Here is a 15692-nt window from a genome sequence, read left to right as displayed (position 1 = left end):
ACCTGACCACGGCGGCACCTTTGGATGAGGGCATTCGCGAGCATCTCCAGGCGCGTAAGGGCGTGCGGTTCGATCACGTCGCGGAGCAGATCACCGCGCGGATGCCCACCACGCAGGAGGGCAAGCAGCTCGCCATGCCGAAGAACACGCCGCTGCTGGGTGTGTACGGCACGGTGAAGGACGCCTCCGGGCGTGCGCTGGTGGCGGTGGAGGTTCTTCTCCCCGCTGACCGTCATGAGCTGGAAGACGCCTACCCGATCGGTTAGCCGAGTCTTACACACGAAAGCCCGCTTAGGTACTTGACCTACCAAGCAGGCTCTCTTATCCTCTGAGTACTTGATAGGTTAAGTGTCTGTCAGTCAATACAAGGAGTGAGCTGTTATGGCACTACACGGACCCATCCCCATCACCTACCCCATGCTCTTCCCCCACGGCTGCTACATCGTCGGCGAGGTCGAGAAGGTCAAGGACTTCGACGCCTCCACCAAAGAACGGTTCGTCCAGGCCCGCGACAAGCACACCGGCGAACCCGTCTGGCAGGTCCCCGTCATGGACGGCGACCCCACCCTCAAAGCCGCACAGAAGACCCTCGCCATCAAAATCCTCTCCACCGACCAGCCCGTACCCCCGGCCCCGGTGTCCGGGCTGCCGTTCACCCCGGTGGAGTTCGACGACATCACCGTCACCCCGTACGTCAACCAGGCCACCGGACGCCTGGCCTACTCCATCCGCGCCCGCCACATGCACGCCCCCCGCACCCCAGCAGCCGCCAACGGCAAGCCCGCCCCCGCCACCTCCGGAAAGGACTCCGCCTGATGTCCCGACGCAGGAACCGCCCGACCAGCGTGATCAACCTCAACACCGGACACGGCGCACACGCCACCAACCACCCCTACCCCTGCCGCACCCCGGTACTGATCCTCGACTTCGGCGCCACCTCGGTCCTGGTCACCACCTCGGCCGGCGACATGGTCACCGCTGATGACGTCGCGTTCGCCCGCCAGCTCGCCCGCGAAGCCCACGACTTCGCGAGGTCGGTGGAGCGCATGTTCGTCGGCCTGGCCAACGGTCGGGGTAATCCTCCGGCCACTCGTCCCGAGCGGGCCGGCCAGACGGCGGCCTGAGTCATGCAAGCGGGGCCGCCAGAAGGTGCAACTTCCGGCGGCCCCCGGTTCTCCCTGACTGCGAAATCACGAGAGGTCCTGATCCTAATGTTCAGAAAACTGCCCGGCGACGAGACACGCAACCTCGTCTCCACCACCCCCGACACCGCCGTCGTCTTCCGCCCGGCCGTCGTGTCCACCCCGGCCATCCTCACCATCATCATCTTCGCCTGGCGCGTCCTGGCCGGTCTCATCCGCACGATCCTTACCCACCCCATAGCGATGACCGCCGTAGCCGTCCCGGTGGCGCTGGGCGTCCTGTACGGCTGGCCCCTGGCTGCGGCCCTGACCACCTTCGTCGTCTCCGGTCTGACCGGATGGGCGCTGATTGATCGTGATTCCTTCGCCCGCCTGGCCGGGTGGCGACTGCTGGCGTTCTGGCGACGCTTCTGGATCTACCGGCGGCACTGGCAACCCGTAATGATCGTCTCCGGGCTCGGCCGGAACCTGCGAGGCCGTGACTACCTCCCCCGACTGCTCCGCGTCACCTGCGACGGCTGGGCCGACCACGTCACCGTCACGATGCTGAAGGGGCAGGCGGTGGAGGACTGGACCAAACGCGCCGATCACCTCGCCCACGGCTTCGGCGCCACCACCTGCCGCATCTCCATCGCTCGGGCCGGTCGGCTGCTCCTCACCTTCCCGCGCCGTGACCCCGCTCGCCGAACCGCTCCCCGCCGTGCCCACCCCGCAGTTAGCGGATGTGGGGCCGGTCGAGATCGGCACGTGCGAGGACGGCACGCCGTACCGGCTCAACCTCCACGGAACTCACGTCCTGGTCGCGGGGGCCACCGGATCGGGGAAAGGCTCGTGGATCTGGTCCATCATCCGCGGCCTGCTCCCCGCGACGGCGGCGGGCCTGGTCCAGATCTGGGCGCTGGATCCCAAGCTGATGGAACTGTCCTACGGCCGCCGGCTGTTCGGGGACCGGTACGCCGCCGACCCCGAACAGTGCGCCGACCTTCTCGATGAGGCCGTCAAAGTCATGCAGGAACGGGCGGGCCGGTTCGCCGGAGTCCAGCGCTCCCACGTCCCCACCACCGATGACCCGTTCGTCCTGGTGGTGGTGGATGAGGTGGCGTTCCTCACCGCTTATCAACCCGACAAGCACCTGAGGCACCGCATCACCGCCGCGCTGGCCACGCTCACCACCCAGGGTCGTGCGGTCGGCGTCGGCGTCCTGGCCGCGTTGCAGGACCCGCGTAAAGAGGTCATGAACATCCGCAACCTGTTCCCCGACAAGATCGCGCTACGGCTGGACGAGTCCGAACAGGTCGACATGGTCTTGGGCGACGGCGCACGGGATCGCGGCGCGCACGCCGACCTGATCTCTCCCCGTCCGGAACTGGGTGCCGGGGTGGCCTATGTCCGGTTGGAGACCTCACCCGATCCGGTGCGGGTCCGCGCGGCCTACGTCTCCGACACCGACATCAAAGCCATGGCGAACGAGTACGCGGGAGGTGAGGCCGTATGACGCTGGCTCACTTCCTGGACGGGTTGCGCTGCGCCGACTGCCACGCCCTCGACGCCCTGTGGCTGGACGCCATGCGGGGCCTGGTCGAGTGCCGCGAGTGCGGCCACCGCGTCACCGTCATCCCCGACCACCTCGACGAGAGGAGGAACTCATGACCGACCCCCACGACCGTGCCCTACCCCGCGCCGTCCGCCAAGCCATGCCCATCGCGCGGGACGTCGTCGAAGAGGTCGCCAAACGCTACGGGGTGTGCATCCGCCCGATCGCGCTCAAACGGACCGACACTCACACCGGACAGACAGAGATCGTCGATGTCCCCTGCGGTGCCACCCTCGACGCCAAGTGCCCGCCGTGTGCCAAGCGCAACCGGCAGCTCCGCATGGCCCAATGCCGCGAGGGCTGGCACCTGGAGGCCGAACCCGCCGTCACTCCCGACGAGCCGAACGAGGATCAACGCTGGCTGATCGAGTTCCGCTCCGACGTCCAAGCCCAGCGCGATGAAGCCGCATCCGCCGGCGAAGACACGGCAGACCTGGATGCGGCCGTCGTCGGCATCGATGAGGAGATCAGCGAGGCGGGGATGCGGGGCAACGTGCTCGGCCGCACCGCCTCCAAGCGCAACCGCTCCACCCGGCGGCGGCAGGACGCGCCGGACCTGCCCAAGCGAACCCGGCGGGACACCACCCTCGGGCGGACCTTCACCAGCTCCGGCGGGAACGTCTACCGGCCGTCGCTGTTCGTCACCCTCACCCTCCCCTCCTACGGCAAGATCATGAACGCTGTCCCCGTCGACCCCGACAGCTACGACTACGCGCGGGCCGCTCGGGACGCGCTGCACTTCGCCAAACTGGTGGACCGGTTCGTGCAGAACCTTCGCCGCGTCGCGGGCTACGACGTCCAGTACTTCGCATCAGTGGAAACACAGAAACGGCTCGCACCGCACCTGCACATGGCCATCCGCGGCACCCTCCCACGTGCGGAGATCAAGCAGATAGCGGCGGCGACCTACCACCAGGTGTGGTGGCCCCCGGCGGATCAGGTCGTCTTCGACGGCGACCACCTGCCCGCGTGGGCCGATGGCGTCGGCTACCTCGACCCGGCAACCGGGGAAGTCCTGCCCACCTGGGATCAAGCGCTCGACCAGCTCGACGCCGACGAGGATGCCGAACCGCTGCATGTGCTCCGCTTCGGCCAACAGGTCGACGTGCAAGGCGTCTTCGCCGGCACTCCGGACGCCGACCAGTGCATCCGGTATCTGTCCAAGTACCTCACCAAATCCATCGCCGACACTCTCGACCCGGACAACGCCCGGCAGCGCGACCACGCCGCGCGCATGGCTGAGGCGCTGCGCTACGAACCGTGCTCGCCGGCCTGCCCGAACTGGCTCCGCTACGGCGTCCAGCCCAAGAACGCCAAGCCGGGGATGATGCCCGGCCGGTGCCGGGGCAAAGCCCACAAGCCCGACCACCTCGGCTACGCCGGACGTCGCGTCCTGGTCTCCCGCAAGTGGTCCAACAAGACCCTCACCGAACACAAACAGGATCGCCGCACATGGGTCCTGGAAGCCCTCGGCCAACCAGACGAACCCGCCGACCCCCACCGCTACATCTGGCGACCGGTCCCTCAAGGGGACGCCAACGTGCCGCCGCTGGCCGTACGACTCCTGCGGTCCGTCCACGAACGCCAGCGATGGCGTGCCCACCTCCAAGACTTGGAAGCCCAAGCAACCGGACAAGATCCTTCGGCAATCGGAGAGGCGGCCTGACATGGAACCACTCTTCTACCGCCCGAAGGACGCAGCCGTGCTCCTCGGCATCAGCCGCACAGCCGTCTTCCGCCTGATCAAGACAGGCGAACTCCAGTCAATCAAGGACGAGGGGTATCGGCTGGTTCCTCGTTGGGCTCTCCACGAGTACGCCCGTGCGCTGGAGGCCTATGCCGGTCTTTCCCGTAAGGAGGTGGCCTGATGGCCGCGAGAAAGCCCAACGGTCGTTCGTCCATCTTCCTCGGTAAGGATGGTCTCTGGCACGGCTGGGTCACGGTCGGCATCAAACCGGACGGCTCCCCCGACCGCCGACACCGCAAGGGCAAGACCGAAACTGAGGTAACCGCCAAGGTCGTCGAGTTGGAAGGCCAACGGGAGGCCGGTCACGTCAGCAAACCCGGCCGGGCCCCCACGGTCGGCGAATGGATGACGGAGTACCTCGACGTGATCTGTGAGCGGCTCGTCGCCTCGGGCACGATGGCACCCCGGACACTGGATGACTACCAATCCAAGACCCGTAACTGGATCATTCCGCTACTCGGCAGGCACCGCCTCGACAAGCTTTCCCCCGAGCACCTCGACCAGGCGTATACGACCATGCTCGAACGGGGGCTCTCGTCCAGCACGGTTCTCAAGGTGCATCGGATCATCTCCCGCGCGCTGAAGATCGGCATTCGGCGTAGCAAGATCACGAGGAACGTCGCCACACTGATCGATGCGCCCGTGGCGAATGATCCCGATCTTGAGCCGCTGTCTCGTCACGAGGCACGGAAGATCCTTGAAGCGGCCAGGACCAGGCGCAACGCCGCACGGTGGTCGGTCGCGCTCTCACTGGGCATCCGGCAGGGGGAAGCGCTCGGCCTCCGGTGGTCCTTCGTCGACCTGGAGACCGGCGTGATCAAGGCGTGGTACCAGGTGCAGCGCAAGCCGTGGGAGCACGGTTGCGACGATCCCCACGCATGCGGCAATGACTGGCACCGCTGGCCGTGCAAGAAGCGGTGTACCGAGCACAAGCATCGGCCGGACTGCCCGAAGGTCTGCAAGCGCCACGGTCACACGTGCCCGAAGCGATCGTGCCCCAAGGGATGTACCGGCCACGCGGACCGTTGCCCGAAGCGCACGGGCGGCGGCATGATCTTCCGACAGCGCAAAGGAAAGAGCAAGCTCACTCTTCAGTGCCCTCCCGAGTTGCTGCCCTTCCTGAGGACACATCGCGACGCGCAACAGGCGGAACGCGAGCGAGCGGGCGACCAGTGGGAGGATCATGACCTCGTCTTCGCCACCCGGCACGGCAGGCCGATTGAGCGCAGCGAGGACTACAAGATGTGGAAAGCGTTGCTCAAGCGAGCCGGGGTCAGAGATGCCCGCCTCCACGACGCGCGCCACACAGCGGGGACGCTCCTAGTCGAACAGGGGGTGCACATCCGTGTCGTTCAGGAGATCCTCGGCCACGCTCGGGTCACCACCACGGAGCGATACACCCACGTAGCCGGCGTGCTGATGCAGGACGCGAGCACGCGAATGGGCGCCGCTCTCTGGGGCGATGCCTGACAACTGCAACCCGAACTGCAACCTCAGCAGTGTTCGGAGATCCAAAAGGCCCTCGCCCCGGAATCGGGAGAGGGCCTTTGAGCTGCGGAGGTTCGGGGATTTGAACCCCGGATGGGCTGTAGACCCAAACCGCATTAGCAGTGCGGCGCCATAGACCTGACTAGGCGAAACCTCCTGGTAGCCACGTTGGCTCAGGACAGCGTACCGGCCTTGCGGCCTTGCGGCAAAGCGGATTGGCTCACCGGGGCGGCTCGTGCCACATCCTTTGTCCACAGGCTGTGGACAAAGGATGTGGATAAAGCTGTGGACAACGTCAGGCGCGCCGTACGGCTTCGCCCTCGACCTCGACTTTGACCTTCTTGCCGACGAGGACGCCGCCGGTCTCAAGGGCCTGGTTCCAGGTGAGGCCGAAGTCCTCGCGGTCGAACTCGGTGGTGAGGGAGAAGCCCCACAGTTCCTGGCCCCAGGGGTTGGTGCCGGCGCCGCCGTACTCGACGGTGAGCTCGACTTCCTTGGTGACGTCGCGGATGGTGAGGTCGCCCGCGACGGTGAACTCGTCACCGGACTGGCTGACCACGCGGGTGGTGCGGAAGGTCAGCTCGGGGAACTTGTCGGCGGCGAGGAAGTCGTCGCTGCGCAGGTGGGTGTCGCGGTCGGCGGAGCGGGTGTCGATGCTCCCCGTCTTGACGGTGAGCTCGGCGGTCGACTCCAGCGGGTTCTCCGCGATCGTGACGCTGCCGGAGAACTCCCCGAAGTTGCCGCGAACCTTGCTGACCATCATGTGCTTGACCACGAAACCGATGCGGGTGTGTGCACCGTCGAGGTCGAAGGTGCCGGCCGCCGGAATGGTGAGGCCTTCCCAGGCGCGGGTGCTCATGCTGTGTGCTCCTCGGCAGAGATGATTGCTGTGCGGATGTTTGCGACAACAGATATCTACACGAGGAATATTCCGCCCGTCAACTATCGTCATCTACACTGTGACCGTGCTTCCCTTCGACGATCCCCGGCTCACCGCGATCGGCCTGCTCACCGAGGTCCACACCGGCCTCATGACGAAGATGAGCCCGGCCATCGCCGCCACGGGACTGTCCGACGTCGACTTCGAGACGCTGATCCGGATCGCGAGATCACCGCATCGCCGACTGCGCATGACCGATCTCGCGGGCCAGACCAGCCTGTCCACCAGCGGGGTCACCCGGGTCGTCGACAGGCTGGAACGCGACGGGCTGGTCAAGAGGGAGGCGTGCCCGACCGACCGCCGGGCGTCGTACGCCGTGCTCACCGACGCGGGCGCGGAGAAACTGGAGCGGCTGCTGCCCGCCCACCTGGCCGACATCGAGAAGTGGTTCACCGGATTGCTCACACCCGGGCAACTCGACGGCCTGCTCTCCGCCCTGCGAATCATCCGCGACGTCGTACGGCCCTGCGCCACCGCCGGAGTCACACCCGAATGACTCCTGGGCGCGGATGGAGGTCACACTCGAATGACCGATAGTTCTCCCTCCGAGGCCATGGCACGCAGCACCCGCTTGGCGAACTTTCCAACCGATGTCTTCGGCACCTCCTCGATGAACGCCCACTGCTCCGGCAGTTGCCACGAAGCCACGCGTTTCGCCAGGTAAGCGCGCAGTTCCTCGGCGTTCGCCGTACCCGACACGACCACGCAGGCCAGCGGACGCTCGCCCCACCGCTCGTCGGGCACACCGATCACGGCGGCTTCCACCACGGCCGGATGGCCCATCAGAAGGTTCTCCAGCTCCACCGAGGAGATCCACTCGCCGCCCGACTTGATGACGTCCTTGGCCCGGTCGGTGAGGGTGACGAAGCCCTGTGCGTCGAGGCGGCCGACGTCTCCGGTGCGCAGCCAGCCATCATGGAAACGAGAGACGTCCGGGTCGCGGTAGTAGGACGTGGTGACCCACGGCCCCCGCACCTCCAGCTCGCCGACCGCTTCGCCGTCGTTCGGCAGCACCTGCTCGCCATCGCCCACGATCCGGCCCTCGACCCCGGCGAGCAGCCGGCCCTGCGTCGTCCGGTAGGCCCACGGGTCGTCGGCGTCGGCGGGCGGGTGCGCGATGGAGGCCAGCGGTGACGTCTCGGTCATCCCCCACGCCTGCACGACGAAGACGCCGAACTCCTCCTGCAGTGCCCGCATCAGCGATTCGGGCACGGCGGAACCCCCGCAGGCGACGAGCCGGAGAGAGGAGAGATCAGGACGATGCTCCCTGGCGTACCGCAACAGGTCATTCCAGATCGTCGGCACCGCGCCGGACATCGTCGGCCGCTCCGCCGCGATGATCCGCGCCAGGTGCGGCGCCTGCAGGAACCTGTCCGGCATCACGAGCGAGGCCCCGGCCATCAGGGCGGCGTACGGCAGGCCCCAGGCGTTGGCATGGAACATCGGGACAATCGGGAGGATCCGATCGTTGGCCGACAGCCCCATCGCGTTGGCCGTGCACACCGACATCGAGTGCAGGTAGGCCGAGCGATGGCTGTAGACGACCCCCTTGGGGTTCCCGGTCGTGCCGCTGGTGTAACACATGGCGGCAGCCGTGCTCTCGTCGAGCTCGGGCCAGGCGTAGTCGTCGTCCGACGCCGCCAGTAACGCGCGATAGTCATGGATCTCCTTGCCTGGCACGGTCAGGTCCGTCTCGCCGACCACGATCACGTGCTTGACCGTCTTCAGTTCGGGCAGGAGCGGCGCGAGTAACGGGATCAGCGTGGCGTCCGCGAGCAGCACCTCGTCCTCGGCATGGTTGGCGATGTACGCGAGCTGCTCGGGGAACAGCCTGATGTTCAGCGTGTGCAGCACCGCGCCCATGCTCGGCACCGCGAGGTAGGCGGCCAGGTGCTCCGCCGTGTTCCACATGAACGTGCCCACCCGCCGGTCGCCGGTGACGCCGAGCCCGCGCAGCGCGTTGGCGAGGCGTGCCGCGTCGCGCGCCAGCTCTCCGTACGGCTGCCGCCTGAATCCGTCTCCGGTGTAGGTGACCACCTCCTGATCGGGGAAGAGACCCGTGCCGTGTCGCATGATCGAGGTGATGGTGAGGGGGAAGTCGGGGATCGTGGGCAGCATGGCGACACCTCCGGTCTCCGAGTCTCACCCGAAGGCCGGTGCGTGGACAAGCACCTACCTCGTCGGCTGGCGTTGTTCGGGGATGACCAGGTCGCCCCGGAGTTTGGCCATGGCGCGGGACACCGTGCTCTTGACGGTGCCGACACTGATGCCCAGGGTCTTCGCGATCTCCGGCTCGGTCATGTCCTCGTAGTAGCGCAGCACGATCGCGGTGCGCATGCGGTCGGGCAGCCGGTCGAGGGCTTGTTCGAGCCTTTCGTGACCCAGGTCGCCACCGCCGGGATCGTCGGAAGGCGACTCGGGTAGCTCATCCGCCGGGTACTCCTCCAGTTTTCTCCTGCGCCACCACGAGATGTTGATGTTGACCATCGCCCGCCGTACGTAGCCGTCGAGTGCCGCGTGATCCTGGATGCGATCCCAGGCGAGATACGTCTTGGTGAGCGCGGACTGGAGTAGATCCTCCGCGTCGGCCTGGTGCCCGGTCAGCCGGTAGGCCGCGCGGAGCAGGGCAGGCCCGCGGGCCTCGACATAGACACGGAACTCATCAGATTCCAGTTTCATCGCGATCACCAAGCCGACGACTGTGGGGTCTGGTCCAAGCGCAATCCCAGTCGTGTTCCGAAGAATCAGGCACTGTCACCACGTGACAGGCACCATTTGCCAGACGCTCCCTAGTCGCCAGAATCGCAGCCGGTCGCCCTAATCCGGCTGAACCACAATCCAGGTTTCGCCCCCTCAACGGCAAAGATCGGTCAAGGTCGGTGGCGGTGAGCGCGCAAGACCCTTTCGCGTGGGCCTTGCGGGTGGTGCTTGACTCCCGGGTATCAAGTTGCTGGGAATCAGGAGACAACTCATTCCACCAAGGATGGGTATTTTCTACCCGGAACGGGTGCATGTGCTCTTTGCCGATACAACCGCGCGTACCACTCCGCGAGGCGTGTGAGGCTAGCTGCAGCAGCCCTGGCCACCAGATAGGACCGACGATGACCGATCCGACCATCGACCGGCGCCGCGTGCTGGCGGCCGCCGCCCTTGGCCGAAATGTCGAGCCTGCCGGGCACGCTCCCGGCGAAGGTGATCCACTGCATGCGATCATCGGCGAGGTCCGCGACATCAGCCCCCATCTGATCATCGTGGAGACCGCGGAGGGCGAGGAGGAGCGTCTGGTCATCGCCCCCTGGGCGACCGCCTGGCGTGGCGCCACAGTGGCCGCGACCGATGTGCCGGTGGGAGCACACGTGATCCTCCGCGCCATTCGCGAAGGCCGGGTCGTCGACCGGATCTGGGCGGACATCACCCGTATCACCGGCACGATCATCTCGATCGAGCCCGAAGGCAAGGACCAGGTCGTCGTGCTCGACTCCGGCCCGCACCGGGGCCGGCGCACGGTCACCATCCCCTACCGCGCCTCCGGCAGGTTGCGCGTGCGCCACCCGAACTTCGAGCCGGGATATCTCTTCGACGCGATCGGGACGCGGGACGGCGGCGGCTGCTCGGCCCAACTCCCCGCGACCTCGCAACCCGCCTACCGGGCAACCTCCGTGCCGCACCCGCCCCCCGCGTACGGCGGGGCACAGTCGCGGATCTCCGGCACGATCACCTGGTCGGACTCCTTCGATGAGGATGAGCGCGGTGCCGCGTATCCCCAGCTGGAACGATCCGATGCCGGATGTGAGGATTCCGGGATCTCCTGCGTCGGCCTGCCGTATCTTTCCCTGGGTTCGATGCTGACCGTGAAGAACGTCTGCACGGCACGCTCGTGTGTGATGCCGATCATCGCCTGCGGTTGTCTCGCCGGCCGTTTTTGTGACCGATGTGTGGAATGCGGCACCTCTCCGCGGGGACGAGTAGCGGAACTGTCGCCGATCTCTTTCGTCGAACTGGGTGGGGAACTGACCAAGGGCTGTTTCAATGCCCGGGTCGGATTGGGGTGAGAGAGTGTTCGAAGCGATCGCCGCGGCGCAGGTGCCGCTGCTGGTCTTCCTGTTGACCATGGGCGCGACCGCGAAGGTGACGACCGCACGCAGCGACATCGAGCCGGGCACACTGACCCGGCTCGGGCCCGCTGTGCTGGTGCCGGAGCGATGGCGGACTCCGGCCCTGGTCGTCTGCGCGGGCGGTGAACTGCTCCTGGCGGCCGGTCTCGCCATGACCACGCTTCCCTTCTTCCGGTGGGGAGTGCTGGCGTTCTTCTCACTGTCGGTCTATGTCCTGCTCGAACTGCGGCGACGGCGTCCCGATGCGGGCTGCGGGTGCTTCGGCGAGGTGAGCGCCCGGCCGATCGGCGTGCGGTCGATCGGCAGGACGGTGGCCCTCGCGGTGATGGCGGCCGGATCGATCTGGGTGCCCATGTCCGGGTGGAACGTGGTGTCCGGGCTGTCGTGGACCGTGATCGGCGCGATGGCGGGCGGGCTGGTGGTGCTCGCCGTACTGTCACCTGAGCTGGAGGAGGCGTTCGCGCGGCTGAGATATCGCGCACCGTGTGAGCAGCGGCCGTTCTCCCCGGACACGGCGCTGGCACGGCTCCGGTCGAGCGCGTTGTGGCGCTCGCACGAGCCGCTGCTCGTCACCGGTCAGCCGGAGGACAGCTGGCGTGAACTCTGCTGGCGGTTCTTCGCGTATTCGGGCCGGTTGCCCGACGGTGAAGCGATCGACGTCGTCTTCGCGGTCTATCTCAGCGGGCGGCGGGCACCGGTGCGGGTGGCCCTGGTCAGGGCCGACGGTCTGCCGGTGCCTTCTCTGCCGGAATCTATCCCAGTATCGGCTTGAGACTAGAGACGCTTAGATCCCCCGATGATCGGGGCACGATTTAGCTCTATACGGCTCTCTAGCTTCCCCTCTAGAAAGCCGTATAGAGGTCTACGGATCCACATGGACCGGCTGGTATCAAATCTGGCTGCTTCAGGCTGTCTGCTTCGAACGGTGTGCTCAGGTGGGGCGCTCAGATGGGCTGTGCGCGGAGGAACTTGCCGAAGTGAGGAACGGTGAAGGCGATCAGCCCTCGCTCGGCGCTGTAAATCAGCCCCTTCTTGATGAGGCTGTCACGGGCTGGGGACAGGCTCGACGGCTTACGGGTGAGAGCCTCTGCGACCTCCGCCGTGGCGACCGGATCGTCACCGATGGAGGCCATCGCATGCATGTAGTCGCGCTCGGCCGGGGTGGCCCGCTCGTAGCGGCTGCCGAAGAACCCGACCGCGAGCTCCTCCTCGGCCTCAGGCGCCGCCAGCTTCACGTCATCGGCGGTGATCGGGCTCTGCAGGGCCAGATCCCAGGCGACCTTGCCGTACGCCTGAACGAAGTAGGGATATCCGTCGGCCGCCGCGTAGAGCGCGTCGAGGGCCTCCTGGGTGAACTCGACCCCCTCACGCTCGGCCGGCGCGATCAGCGCGAGGTCGGCCGCTTCACGATCGAGTCTGTCGATTCGCGCGTATCTGAACAGCCGCTCGGAATAGCTCTTGCTCGCGCTGAGAACGGCGGGCAGATGCGGAAGGCCCGCACCGACCACGATCAGGGGGCCACCGCTCTGGGACAACTCGTGGCAGGCCGCGCACAGCGCCGACACATCAGGCGCCTGCACGTCGTGCATCTCGTCGATGAACAAGGCGATGCCGACCCCGAGATCGGTGGCCACCGACGCCGCGTCGACGAACAACTCGGTCAGATCGATCTCAAGGTCGCCGGAGTCGGCACGCCCCCTGCTCGCCGGCACGTCGATGCCCGGCGACCAGTGCGAGGTGCCCTTGGCCGCGGAGGGGTCGCGCATCGCGAACGCCTTCAGCACGCCGAGGAACTCCTCGATGCGCTCGGGCGCCCGGTGCCGCGGCGCGAGCTCCCTGATCGCCATGTGCAGGGCCGCCGACACCGACCGCCTGATCGACTGGTCGGGCCGGGCCTCTATCTTCCCGGTGCCCCACAATCGCTGCATCGCCATCGACTTGAAGGTGTTGAGCAGCACGGTCTTGCCCACTCCGCGCAGCCCGGTGAGGACCATGCTGCGCTCGGGTCGGCCGTGAGCCACCCGCTCCAGCACGACCTCGAACTGTTGCAGCTCACGATCACGCCCCGCCAACTCAGGGGGACGCTGCCCCGCTCCGGGGGCGTAGGGGTTGCGCACGGGATCCACGCTCTCGGACTTTATGACGGGATATAGCGGCCGTCGTAGATTTCCGTAGAAAGTGCTACGGCGTGTCGCATGCCTGTGCGGCGTCGGACGCCGGGTGGGAGCGGGTGACGCGGGTGCCAGGCTGGGCGCCGAAACCGCCAGCATCGTCATCACACACTCCTCACCTGGGAAGACGGCGTCCGAACCAGTGTTCGATCCGGTGCCACCGACTGTAGCGCGGGATCGAACATCTGCGCGAGAGTTTCCCAGAAAGTGCGATTAAAGATCTTGCGAGCGCATCCGATGTCGTGAAATATCAGTCCACAATGGCCAGGCCCATCGACCGAGCGGTGCCTGCGATGATCTTTTCCGCCTGAGCCGGATCCGTGGTGTTGAGGTCGGAAAGCTTGGCCAGCACGACCTCCCGAAGCTGCGCCCGGGTGATCGTCGCCGCCCGCACGTGGCCGGGCCGCGAACTCCCGGCGGAGACGCCCGCGGCGTGTCGCAGCAGTGAGGCCGTGGTCGGCTTCTTCGTCTCGAGCTCGAACGAGCGGTCCTCGTAGATCGTGATGAGGGCGGGCACCACGAAGCCCCGCTGCTCCTGCGTGGCCGCGTTGTACTGCCGGCAGAACTCCATCAGGTTGATGCCCAGCGGGCCGAGGTCCTTGCCCACCGTGGCCGGACTCGCCTCGCCCGCCTTCACCTGCACCTTGGCAACACGGATGATCTTCTTCTTCGCCATGCCGCCACGCTAAAGTCTCCAGTAACGGGAGGCTCAAACGAATATGTACACCATCGGCCAGCTTGCCAAGATCTCCGGTCTGCCGGTCAAGACCATCAGGTTCTACTCCGACAGCGGCGTGCTCCCCGAGCGCGAGCGCACCGCCGCCGGCTACCGCCTCTACCAGGACGAGGACCGGGCGCGCCTGGAGACCATCCGCACGCTCAGAGAGATCGGAGTCGACCTCCGGACGATCCGCGACCTCGGCGCCCGGGAACTGCGCGACGTGCTGTCCCTGCACCTGCGCACCGTCGAGGCCCAGCTCAAGGCGCTGCAGCGCACCCGCGCCGTGCTGCGGGCCACGCTGGACCGCGGTGACCCCACCGACGAGGACCTGCGCAGACTCAACGCCCTCGGCCGGCTGGGCGCCAGAGAGATGGTCACGCTCGTCGACACGTTCGTCCACGACGTCACGGGCGACAACCGCGCACGCGGCCGATGGCTCGCGGGACTGAGCGAATGCATGGTCCCCGAACTGCCCGACGAGCCCACCATCGAACAGCTCGACGCCTGGCTCGAACTCACCGAGCTCCTCTCGGACCAGGATTTCCGCACCGGCCTGCGCGACCAGTCCGCCGACTTCTGGGAACACGTCGACGAACTGGACATCACCGCCTGGCAGACATCCAACCGCGAATCCACCGAACAAGCGCTCACCGCCCATCACGGCGGCATCCCACCCGAATCCCCCGCCGCCGCCCCCGTCCTCGACGTGATCATGTCCACCATGGCCGAGGGCCGCGGCCTGCGTGACGGCCAGGACTTCCGCGCCGCCGTACGGCAGAGCTACGAGGAACACGATCCGCGCGCCGAGAGATACTGGGAGCTGATCGCGATCATCCACGGCACACCATGGCCGCCGGAGGAGACCTTCGCCCATCGATGGATCGCGGCGGCCCTGAAGTGCCACGATCACCCTGGGACCTGACCCGCTCACGGATCGCTTATGCTGACACATGGCCTCACTTGGGAAAACGTTCCTGGCGATCGGTTGTCTCGCCGCCGTGACCGCCTGTGGCGAGTCGGGCGGCGCCGCCGTGCAGACGTCCGAGACAGGCGCCGCCGTACAGACTTCACGGTCCGGGACCGGCGCGACCGCTCAGACGACTAAGACGGTCGAAACAGCCGAGACGCCCACCCCGGCACCCACACCGACACGTACCGCGCCGCCGGCCTTCACCTCCAAGGTGTCCAAGGTCACGCGTGCCCAGGTCCCGTACTCCTGGCGCCCCGGCTGCCCCGTCCCGCTCGGCGACCTCCGCATGGTCACCATGACCTACTGGGGCTTCGACGACCGCGCCCACACCGGCGAACTGGTCGTGCACAAGGCGGTCACCGACGACATCCAGAAGGTCTTCAAACGGCTGTACGGCTGGCGCTTCCCCATCAAGAAGATGGAACGCGTGGACGCCTACAAAGGCGACGACTTCGACTCGATCGAGGCGAACAACACCTCCGCCTTCAACTGCCGTCCCGCGACGGGTTCCAGCAGCTGGTCCAAGCACGCCTACGGCCGCGCCATCGACATCAATCCGCGCGAGAACCCGTACGTCACCGCCGACGGTTCGGTCGCGCACAAGAACGCCCGCAAGTTCGCCGACCGCCCGGTCGACGCGCCGGGCGTCATCAACCCGGGCGACCGCGTGGTCAGGGCCTTCGAGAGCCTCGGCTGGGAGTGGGGCGGCTACTGGTCCGGCACCAAGGACTACCAGCACTTCTCCAAGGGCGGCGGCTGAGGGCCGCGGAGACAGGCGTCGTGGTGTCCGCGCCGGGGCCGGCA

At 66.9% G+C, this 15692-nt stretch carries 17 protein-coding genes, 1 tRNA gene and 1 pseudogene; 13 read left to right on the top strand and 6 right to left on the bottom strand.

Going from position 1 to position 15692, the window contains the following annotated elements:
• The 8 genes and pseudogenes from MBA17_RS41495 to MBA17_RS41460 all read left to right on the top strand — a co-directional run.
• Nucleotides 1-266 (top strand): UTRA domain-containing protein (locus tag MBA17_RS41495; RefSeq protein WP_238503386.1); only part of this gene is annotated, 266 nt, incomplete at its 5' end.
• Nucleotides 267-381: 115 nt separating this feature from the next.
• Nucleotides 382-816 (top strand): plasmid replication, integration and excision activator, encoded by a 435-nt coding sequence (locus tag MBA17_RS41490; RefSeq protein WP_238503385.1) that lies wholly within the window; start codon nt 382-384, stop codon nt 814-816.
• On the top strand, nt 816-1124 hold the full coding sequence (locus MBA17_RS41485) for a hypothetical protein (RefSeq protein ID WP_238503384.1): 309 nt from the start codon (nt 816-818) through the stop codon (nt 1122-1124). Before MBA17_RS41490 ends, MBA17_RS41485 begins: the two co-directional genes overlap by 1 nt.
• A gap of 87 nt (nt 1125-1211) precedes the next feature.
• Nucleotides 1212-2637, top strand: a pseudogene (locus tag MBA17_RS41480) (FtsK/SpoIIIE domain-containing protein).
• Nucleotides 2634-2792: a YheV family putative zinc ribbon protein gene (locus MBA17_RS41475; protein WP_238503383.1), complete on the top strand. Its 159-nt coding sequence runs from the start codon at nt 2634-2636 to the stop codon at nt 2790-2792. Before MBA17_RS41480 ends, MBA17_RS41475 begins: the two are co-directional and overlap by 4 nt.
• Complete coding sequence (locus MBA17_RS41470) at nt 2789-4402, top strand: helitron helicase-like domain-containing protein (protein WP_238503381.1); 1614 nt, start codon at nt 2789-2791, stop codon at nt 4400-4402. Before MBA17_RS41475 ends, MBA17_RS41470 begins: the two co-directional genes overlap by 4 nt.
• Before the next feature lies 1 nt (nt 4403).
• On the top strand, nt 4404-4604 hold the full coding sequence (locus MBA17_RS41465) for a helix-turn-helix domain-containing protein (RefSeq protein ID WP_238503380.1): 201 nt from the start codon (nt 4404-4406) through the stop codon (nt 4602-4604).
• Nucleotides 4604-5953 (top strand): tyrosine-type recombinase/integrase, encoded by a 1350-nt coding sequence (locus MBA17_RS41460; protein ID WP_238503379.1) that lies wholly within the window; start codon nt 4604-4606, stop codon nt 5951-5953. Before MBA17_RS41465 ends, MBA17_RS41460 begins: the two co-directional genes overlap by 1 nt.
• A gap of 85 nt (nt 5954-6038) precedes the next feature.
• Here the strand turns inward: MBA17_RS41460 and MBA17_RS41455 are convergent.
• Nucleotides 6039-6128 (bottom strand) — tRNA-Ser (locus tag MBA17_RS41455).
• A gap of 138 nt (nt 6129-6266) precedes the next feature.
• Nucleotides 6267-6830, bottom strand: coding sequence for a YceI family protein (locus MBA17_RS41450; RefSeq protein WP_238503378.1), 564 nt, complete (start codon nt 6828-6830; stop codon nt 6267-6269).
• A gap of 100 nt (nt 6831-6930) precedes the next feature.
• Here MBA17_RS41450 and MBA17_RS41445 point away from each other — a divergent pair, with 100 nt between their 5' ends.
• Entirely contained in the window at nt 6931-7407 is a 477-nt protein-coding gene (locus MBA17_RS41445; RefSeq protein WP_238503377.1) for a MarR family winged helix-turn-helix transcriptional regulator, read from the top strand.
• Nucleotides 7408-7427: 20 nt separating this feature from the next.
• Here the strand turns inward: MBA17_RS41445 and MBA17_RS41440 are convergent, their stop codons facing one another.
• Nucleotides 7428-9029, bottom strand: a complete 1602-nt coding sequence (locus MBA17_RS41440; RefSeq protein WP_238503376.1) for a fatty acid--CoA ligase — start codon at nt 9027-9029, stop codon at nt 7428-7430.
• A gap of 54 nt (nt 9030-9083) precedes the next feature.
• On the bottom strand, nt 9084-9590 hold the full coding sequence (locus tag MBA17_RS41435; RefSeq protein WP_238503375.1) for a SigE family RNA polymerase sigma factor: 507 nt from the start codon (nt 9588-9590) through the stop codon (nt 9084-9086).
• Nucleotides 9591-10012: 422 nt separating this feature from the next.
• Between MBA17_RS41435 and MBA17_RS41430 the strand changes: the two genes are divergently transcribed.
• Entirely contained in the window at nt 10013-10963 is a 951-nt protein-coding gene (locus tag MBA17_RS41430) for a hypothetical protein (RefSeq protein WP_238503374.1), read from the top strand.
• A 4-nt stretch (nt 10964-10967) separates the two neighbouring features.
• Nucleotides 10968-11798: a MauE/DoxX family redox-associated membrane protein gene (locus MBA17_RS41425; protein WP_238503373.1), complete on the top strand. Its 831-nt coding sequence runs from the start codon at nt 10968-10970 to the stop codon at nt 11796-11798.
• Between the two features lie 172 nt (nt 11799-11970).
• Here the strand turns inward: MBA17_RS41425 and MBA17_RS41420 are convergent, their stop codons facing one another.
• Nucleotides 11971-13152, bottom strand: a complete 1182-nt coding sequence (locus MBA17_RS41420; RefSeq protein ID WP_238503372.1) for an AAA family ATPase — start codon at nt 13150-13152, stop codon at nt 11971-11973.
• Nucleotides 13153-13447: 295 nt separating this feature from the next.
• Nucleotides 13448-13873, bottom strand: coding sequence for a 50S ribosomal protein L11 (gene rplK / locus MBA17_RS41415; RefSeq protein ID WP_238503371.1), 426 nt, complete (start codon nt 13871-13873; stop codon nt 13448-13450).
• Nucleotides 13874-13916: 43 nt separating this feature from the next.
• Here rplK and MBA17_RS41410 point away from each other — a divergent pair, with 43 nt between their 5' ends.
• Together MBA17_RS41410 and MBA17_RS41405 are read left to right on the top strand one after the other, a co-directional pair.
• The gene (locus tag MBA17_RS41410) at nt 13917-14840 is read left to right on the top strand and encodes a MerR family transcriptional regulator (protein ID WP_238503370.1); all 924 of its coding nucleotides are present in this window, start codon (nt 13917-13919) and stop codon (nt 14838-14840) included.
• Nucleotides 14841-14868: 28 nt separating this feature from the next.
• Nucleotides 14869-15648 carry a M15 family metallopeptidase gene (locus MBA17_RS41405; protein ID WP_238503369.1) on the top strand — a complete coding sequence of 260 codons (780 nt, stop codon included), beginning with the start codon at nt 14869-14871 and terminating at the stop codon, nt 15646-15648.
• Nucleotides 15649-15692: the final 44 nt, after the last annotated feature.

The sequence above is a fragment of the Dolomitihabitans soli genome, assembly GCF_022213955.1.
GTDB lineage: Bacteria > Actinomycetota > Actinomycetes > Streptosporangiales > Streptosporangiaceae > Streptosporangium_A > Streptosporangium_A soli.
This window is presented reverse-complemented; position numbering and strand designations above follow the sequence as displayed.